The 6,282-nt window shown below is 72.3% G+C and carries 7 protein-coding genes; 4 read left to right on the top strand and 3 right to left on the bottom strand.

The window, feature by feature from the left end:
- Positions 1–154, bottom strand: a 154-nt coding sequence (locus tag IH13_RS46135) for a thiamine pyrophosphate-binding protein (RefSeq protein WP_158791244.1), incomplete at its 3' end; no start/stop codon positions are given.
- A 242-nt stretch (positions 155–396) separates the two neighbouring features.
- Between IH13_RS46135 and IH13_RS0121145 the strand changes: the two genes are divergently transcribed.
- The 3 genes from IH13_RS0121145 to IH13_RS44795 all read left to right on the top strand — a co-directional run bounded on the left by IH13_RS0121145 (position 397) and on the right by IH13_RS44795 (position 1,991).
- Complete coding sequence (locus tag IH13_RS0121145) at positions 397–1,113, top strand: hypothetical protein (RefSeq protein WP_031086743.1); 717 nt, start codon at positions 397–399, stop codon at positions 1,111–1,113.
- A 20-nt stretch (positions 1,114–1,133) separates the two neighbouring features.
- Complete coding sequence (locus IH13_RS0121140) at positions 1,134–1,661, top strand: GNAT family N-acetyltransferase (RefSeq protein ID WP_031086742.1); 528 nt, start codon at positions 1,134–1,136, stop codon at positions 1,659–1,661.
- A gap of 72 nt (positions 1,662–1,733) precedes the next feature.
- Complete coding sequence (locus tag IH13_RS44795) at positions 1,734–1,991, top strand: hypothetical protein (RefSeq protein ID WP_234433342.1); 258 nt, start codon at positions 1,734–1,736, stop codon at positions 1,989–1,991.
- Here IH13_RS44795 and IH13_RS0121135 read toward each other — a convergent pair.
- Both IH13_RS0121135 and IH13_RS0121130 read right to left on the bottom strand, forming a co-directional pair.
- Entirely contained in the window at positions 1,942–3,552 is a 1,611-nt protein-coding gene (locus IH13_RS0121135) for an AMP-binding protein (protein WP_031086740.1), read from the bottom strand. The two genes, IH13_RS44795 and IH13_RS0121135, sit on opposite strands and share 50 nt — an antisense overlap.
- The gene (locus tag IH13_RS0121130) at positions 3,549–5,225 is read right to left on the bottom strand and encodes an AMP-binding protein (protein ID WP_031086765.1); all 1,677 of its coding nucleotides are present in this window, start codon (positions 5,223–5,225) and stop codon (positions 3,549–3,551) included. The genes IH13_RS0121135 and IH13_RS0121130 overlap by 4 nt, the downstream gene beginning before the upstream one ends.
- Before the next feature lie 117 nt (positions 5,226–5,342).
- Between IH13_RS0121130 and IH13_RS0121115 the strand changes: the two genes are divergently transcribed.
- Positions 5,343–6,182 (top strand): helix-turn-helix transcriptional regulator, encoded by an 840-nt coding sequence (locus tag IH13_RS0121115; protein WP_031086736.1) that lies wholly within the window; start codon positions 5,343–5,345, stop codon positions 6,180–6,182.
- The last annotated feature ends 100 nt before the right edge of the window (positions 6,183–6,282 follow it).

Raw genomic sequence — 6,282 nt, 5'->3', positions numbered from 1 at the left:
CGACATGGCGGGCCAGCGTGTGGCGCACCCCGCCGGCCGCTTCGAGCGCCGCGTAGAACGGATTGATCGCGGCACCCGGCACACCGAACGCGTCGCTGACGCCTTCGCGCTTGAGGATCTCGACTGCCGCGCGGGCAGCGGTCATACGGGGCATGGGGGACTCCTGCTCGGACGTGGTGGATTCGGGCTCTGTCGCGCCACCTGAGAGCACCATTTCCGCATCATGGAATATCGGTTCTGCTATACGGAAGTAATGTAAGGCGAGCCCTCGACGGCCGTCAAGAGAGGGAACGGCCCCACGAAATCCGCCAAGTCCCTGCCCAGAACATCGCGGTTGGTGGACGATGGAGGCACGGAGAGCGAGGCCGCGACGCCCGCGGCGGGAAGGGGCAGCCCGTGGAGTCCGTACCGGTGCGCTGTCCGGTCTGTCACCGGGACCACGCCTACATCACCCCGGTGTACCCCTGTCCGTGCGGAGCGCCGACCGCCCCGCCGCTCCTGCGCGGCGCCCCGGCCGTACCGATCACGCACCGCACCTGGACGGACGACTGGGTGAGCGTCCGCTGCCACAGCTGCGGACGCCGCGACCAGTGGCCCCACCCCGAACTCTGCTGCCCCTGCGGGACGGTGCTGCGCATACCGGTACGCCCGGTGGCCACCCGCGGCGGCACCACCGCCGCGGGTCCGGCCGCCCCGGCCCACATACCGCTCCCCCGCACCGCCGCGCACCCGCGTCCGCCGTTCCGGCCGCCGGTGATCCGCACGGCCCGCGACGCGGTGAGCGCCGCGGCGCTGTATCTGACCTGGCTGGGGTACCGCGACGTCGTCCAGCCGGAGGTGCGCCCGCTGTCCCGGATCGACCTGCGGGCGGCCGGGCTCATCGCCCAGGTGGACTCGACCACCCGCCCCACGTCCCTGCGCGACGTCGAATGCCTCTGGCTGAACGCCCTCAACTCCGAGGTGTCCAGCGTGTTCTTCTCGCTGGCCGGCTACTCCGACGACGCCCGCGCACGCGGCGACGGCCTCGCCGTCCCGCTCTTCGTCCTGGACCTCACGGGTACGCCGCAACCGGTCAACGGCCCCGCCGAGGAACTCGTGAGCACCGGCGCCTGACGCCCCGCCATACTGGCGCCATGCGCATCCGCCCCGCCCACCGTGCCGAATTCCCGCTGCTCCAGGACGTCGAGCGCGCCGCGGGCGAGCTCTTCCGGACGGTCGGCATGCACACGATCGCCGACGACGAGCCACCACCACTGGACGTACTGGAGGACTTCGCCCGGTCGGGCCGGTGCTGGGTGGCGGCCGAGGGGGCGGACGACCACCCGGTCGGTTATCTGCTCGCGGACCGGGTGGACGGGGCCGCCCACATCGAGCAGGTCTCGGTGGCGCCGGCGGCCGCCCGCCGGGGCGTGGGCCGCGCGCTCATCGCCCACCTCGCCGACCGGGCCGCCACCCAGGGACTGGACGCCCTCACCCTCACCACGTTCGCCGGGGTCCCCTGGAACGCCCCGTACTACGCGCGCATCGGTTTCCGGACACTGGCGGCGGACGAGATCGGCCAGGGACTCCGCGAGATCAGGGCGCGGGAGGCCGGACTCGGCCTGGACCGGTGGCCACGGGTCTGCATGCGCCGGGAAGTTCACACCTGTCCCAGGGCATGATTTCGGTCACCCCTGCCCCCACGAGCCATATATGTTCGGACTGTTGTCAGTATGGGGACGTAGAGTGAAGGCATGGTCTTAACTCCACTCCTTCCCCCTGCCTACGCGCCCGTTTTCCCGACGCAGCCGACGCACCCCGCCGTCGTCGAGGCGAACGAGGCGATCCGTGCGCTCGTGGACGAGCGGGCCGGCCAGGACTGGTCGTCCGTGGAGTCCGCGCAGTACGAGGTCCTGCTCATCGAATGGGCCGCGGCCACCCGCGGCGAGCGCCCGCCGCGCCCTACTCCCCGTACCCCTCCCGCAGTTCGACCTTGCGGACCTTGCCGCTGACCGTCATCGGGAAGGCGTCGAGGACACGCAGCCGGCGGGGGATCTTGTAGTGGGCCAACCGCTCACGGCAGTACGCCGCCAGCTCCTCCGGCGTCGGCGGATCGGCCGGGTCGCGGGCGATGACACAGGCCAGGATCTCCTCGCCGTACTTCTCGTCCGGCACGCCGACCACCTGGACGTCGGCGATCTTCGGATGGCCGTGGAGGAACTCCTCGACCTCCCGGGGGTACACGTTCTCGCCGCCCCGGATGATCATGTCCTTGATGCGGCCGATGATCTGGACGTATCCGTCCTCCCGCATCACCGCGAGGTCCCCGGTGTGCATCCAGCGGCCCGCGTCGATGACCTCGGCGGTCCGTTCCGGTTCGTTCCAGTAGCCGAGCATCACGCTGTATCCGCGCGTGCACAGCTCACCGGCCTCGCCGCGCGGGACGGTCACCCCCGTCACCGGGTCGGTCACCTTCACCTCGATGTGCGGCATCACCCGGCCCACCGTGCCCGTGCGGCGCTCCAGGTCGTCGTCGCGGCGGGTCTGGGTGGAGACCGGGGAGGTCTCCGTCATCCCGTAGCAGATGGACACCTCGTCCATGTGCATCTCGGCGACGACCCGTTTCATCACCTCCACCGGGCAGGGGGACCCGGCCATGATCCCGGTCCGCAGCGAGGAGAGGTCGTACGAGGCGAAGTCCGGCAGGTCGAGTTCCGCGATGAACATGGTGGGGACGCCGTAGAGCGAGGTGCAGCGTTCGCGCTGGACGGCTTCGAGCACGGCGGCGGGTTCGAAGACGGGGGCCGGGATCACGATGCAGGCACCGTGCGAGGTGATGCCGAGATTGCCCATGACCATGCCGAAGCAGTGGTAGAAGGGCACCGGCAGGCAGACCCGGTCGTGCTCGCTGTAGGCGACCAACTCGCCCACGAAGTATCCGTTGTTGAGGATGTTGTGGTGGGAGAGGGTGGCCCCCTTGGGGAATCCGGTGGTGCCCGACGTGTACTGGATGTTGATCGGGTCGTCGCAGGACAGCCCGGCCTCACGGGCGGCGAGCTGCTCGGGCGTGACCGAGGCGGCGGCCCGGAGCAGGTCGTCCCAGGACCGGTCGCCGATGAAGTGGACGGCCCCGAGCGCGGGGCAGTCGTCCCGGACCTGCTCGACGAGCGCCCGGTAGTCGCTGGTGCGGTGGGCGAGCGACGCGATCAGCAGACCGATGCCGGCCTGGTCGAGGACGAACCTCAGCTCGTGCGCGCGGTAGGCCGGATTGACGTTGACCATGACGGCGCCGATGCGGGCCGTGGCGTACTGGACGAACACCCACTCCGGGCAGTTGACGGCCCAGATGCCGACCCGGTCGCCCTTGGCCACCCCGGACGCCATGAGCGCCCGCGCCAGCTCCTCGACGGCGGCGCCGAACTCGGCGTACGTCCAGCGGCGCCCGGACGCCACGTCGACCAGGGCCTCGCGCTCCGGGAAGGCCTCGACGGCCCGGGCGAGGTTGCGTCCGACGGTGTCGCCGAGCAGCGGTGTGGTGCCGGTGCCGTGGGTGTAGGACAGCTCGTCACTCATCGCAGGTCCCCCTCGTCGTACTCGGCCCCGGTGCCGCGGGCGGTCGCCTCGCGCAGTTCGATCCGGCGGATCTTCCCGGAGACGGTCTTGGGCAGGTCGGCGAACTCCAGCCTGCGGATCCGCTTGTAGGGGGCGAGGACGGCCCGGGAGTGGGCGAACAGCACCTTCGCGGTGTCCGGCCCCGGCTCCCAGCCCTCCGCGAGCACCACGTACGCCTTCGGCACGGCGAGCCGCACCGGGTCCGGGGCGGGCACGACCGCCGCCTCGGCGACCGCCTCGTGCTCCAGCAGGGCGCTCTCCAGCTCGAACGGCGAGATCTTGTAGTCGCTGGCCTTGAAGACGTCGTCGCTCCGGCCGATGTAGGTGATGTAGCCGTCCTCGTCCCGGGAGCCGATGTCACCGGTGCGGTAGTAGCCGCCGGCCATGGCGCGCGCGGTGCGCTCGGGGTCACCGTGGTAGCCCGTCATCAGGCCGACGGGCGCGGACGACAGATCGAGGGAGATCTCCCCCTCCACGGCGCCCGGCGCCCCCGTCACCGGGTCCAGCAGCTCCACCGTGTAGCCGGGGCTCGGGCGGCCCATGGAGCCCGTCTTCATCGGCTGCCCGGGGGTGTTGGCGACCTGCACGGCGGTCTCCGTCTGCCCGAAGCCGTCCCTGATGGTGACGCCCCAGGCCCGCCGGACGCTCTCGATGACCTCCGGGTTGAGGGGCTCACCGGCGGCGACGACCTCGCGCGGGGGCGTCCTCAGCTGCGACAGGTCGGCCTGGATGAGCATGCGCCAGACGGTCGGCGGGGCGCAGAAGCTGGTCACCGCCGAGCGGTCCATCTCCGCCATCAGCCGGGCCGCGTCGAACCGGGTGTAGTTGAAGATGAAGACGGTGGCCTCGGCGTTCCAGGGGGCGAAGAGGTTCGACCAGGCGTGCTTCGCCCAGCCCGGCGAGGAGATGTTCAGGTGGACGTCGCCGGGCTTGAGCCCGATCCAGTACATCGTCGACAGGTGACCGACCGGGTAGGACACGTGGGTGTGCTCGACGAGCTTGGGGCTGGCGGTCGTCCCGGAGGTGAAGTAGAGCATCAGCGCCTCGTCGGCGTCGGTCTCCCGGTCCGGTGCGAAGGTGTCGGGGGCGTCGGCGGCGTCCCCGTACGACAGCCAGCCCTCGACGGCGTCGCCGACCGCGATCCGGGTGTGGTCGCCGGGCACCTCGTCGAACTTCGCGGTGTCCGCGGACCGCACGAGGACGTGCCGGACCCGGCCGCGCTCCACCCGGTCGCGCAGGTCGACGGGGCCCAGCAGCGGGGTGGCGGGGATGACGACGGCGCGCAGCTTCATCGCGGCGAGCGCGGTCTCCCACAGCTCCGTCTGGTTGCCGAGCATGACCAGGACGCGGTCACCGGCCGCGACGCCCTGGGACCGCATCCAGTTCGCCGCCCGGTTCGAGCGGGCCGCCATCTCGGCGAAGGACACCTCGGTACGGGTGCCGTCCTCCTCGACGATGTGCAGGGCCGTGCGGTCGTTGCCCTCGGCGATGACGTCGAACCAGTCGAGCGCCCAGTTGAAGTGGGGCGGCCGGGGCCAGCGGAAGCCCGCGTGGGCCTTCGCGTAGTCGTCACGGTGCTCCAGCAGAAAGTCCCGGGCGGCCCGGAACGTCTCCGTCGCGCTGGTTGCCGGCATGTGTCCTCCTCGGTGCGGACCCGTCTGCGGGACGACGGGCTTTGACATCATGTGAACGGTGACCCAGATCTCACCACCCCCGGACGGGGGTACCGACGAGCGAACGGGGATGTTCCCGTGGGAGAACCGGGCGAGACGACCGAACTCCAGGCGGCCCTGTCGAGGCTGCGGCTGACCAGCGGGCTGCCCGTGGTCTTCGGCGGGCTGCTCTCCGACGCCCGGCACGCCCGCATCGCGGAGCTGAGCGGCGCGCAGAGCTCCGCGCTGCGCGGGCTCGTCATCTCGGCGGGCAGCGGGCTCGGCGGCAAGGCGATCGCCCTGTCACGGCCCTGCGCGGTGACCGACTACGCCTCCGCCCGCCACATCAGCCACGAGTACGACACCGCCGTGGCGGCGGAGGGCCTGCGTTCGGTCGTCGCGGTGCCCGTCGTCGTACGCCGCAGGGTGCGCGGGGTGCTGTACGGGGCGCTGCGCACGCCCCACGCGCTCGGGGACCGCACGTTCGACGCGGCGGCCTCCGCCGCCCGGGACGTGGAGCAGGCGCTGGCCGTGCGGGACGAGGTGCGGCAGCTGCTCACCGCCACCCAGGAGCAGCTGACGGGGACGGGGGCCGACACCTGGGAGGACGTGCGGGAGGCGCACCGCGAGCTGCGCGCGCTGGCGCCCCGGATCGCCGACCCGGCCCTGCGGGACGAGCTGCTCTCCGTGTGCGGGAGGCTCGCCTCGGCCGCGGGGAGCGGGCGTCCGGCCGGGCCCGGGTCCGTACGGCTGGCGCCCCGGGAGGTGGACGTGCTCGCCTGTGTCGCGTCGGGTGCGACGAACGCGGTGGCGGCCGAGCGGCTGGGGCTGCGGCCGGAGACCGTGAAGGCGTATCTGCGTTCGGCGATGCGCAGGCTGGGGGCGCACACCCGGCTGGAGGCGGTGGTGGCGGCGCGCCGGGCCGGGCTGCTGCCCTGAGGGAGCCGGTGCCCGGGGCGCGAGGGGCGCGGGGCGCGAGGGGCGCGGCTCCGTTCGCCTCTGCGCGACCGTGGGGGGACGCGGTCGGGGGCCGCCGGCG

It is taken from the genome of Streptomyces sp. NRRL WC-3549 (assembly GCF_000721935.1).
Taxonomy (GTDB): Bacteria; Actinomycetota; Actinomycetes; order Streptomycetales; family Streptomycetaceae; genus Streptomyces.
The sequence above is the reverse complement of the archived record's forward strand: the minus strand, read 5'-3'. Positions and strand labels throughout refer to the sequence as shown.

Coding starts and splice junctions, on each gene's coding strand:
- IH13_RS0121140 (WP_031086742.1), top strand. CDS start 1,134: ATGCGCATCCGCCCCGCCCACCGTGCCGAATTCCCGCTGCTCCAGGAC.
- IH13_RS44795 (WP_234433342.1), top strand. CDS start 1,734: ATGGTCTTAACTCCACTCCTTCCCCCTGCCTACGCGCCCGTTTTCCCG.
- IH13_RS0121135 (WP_031086740.1), bottom strand. CDS start 3,552: ATGAGTGACGAGCTGTCCTACACCCACGGCACCGGCACCACACCGCTG.
- IH13_RS0121130 (WP_031086765.1), bottom strand. CDS start 5,225: ATGCCGGCAACCAGCGCGACGGAGACGTTCCGGGCCGCCCGGGACTTT.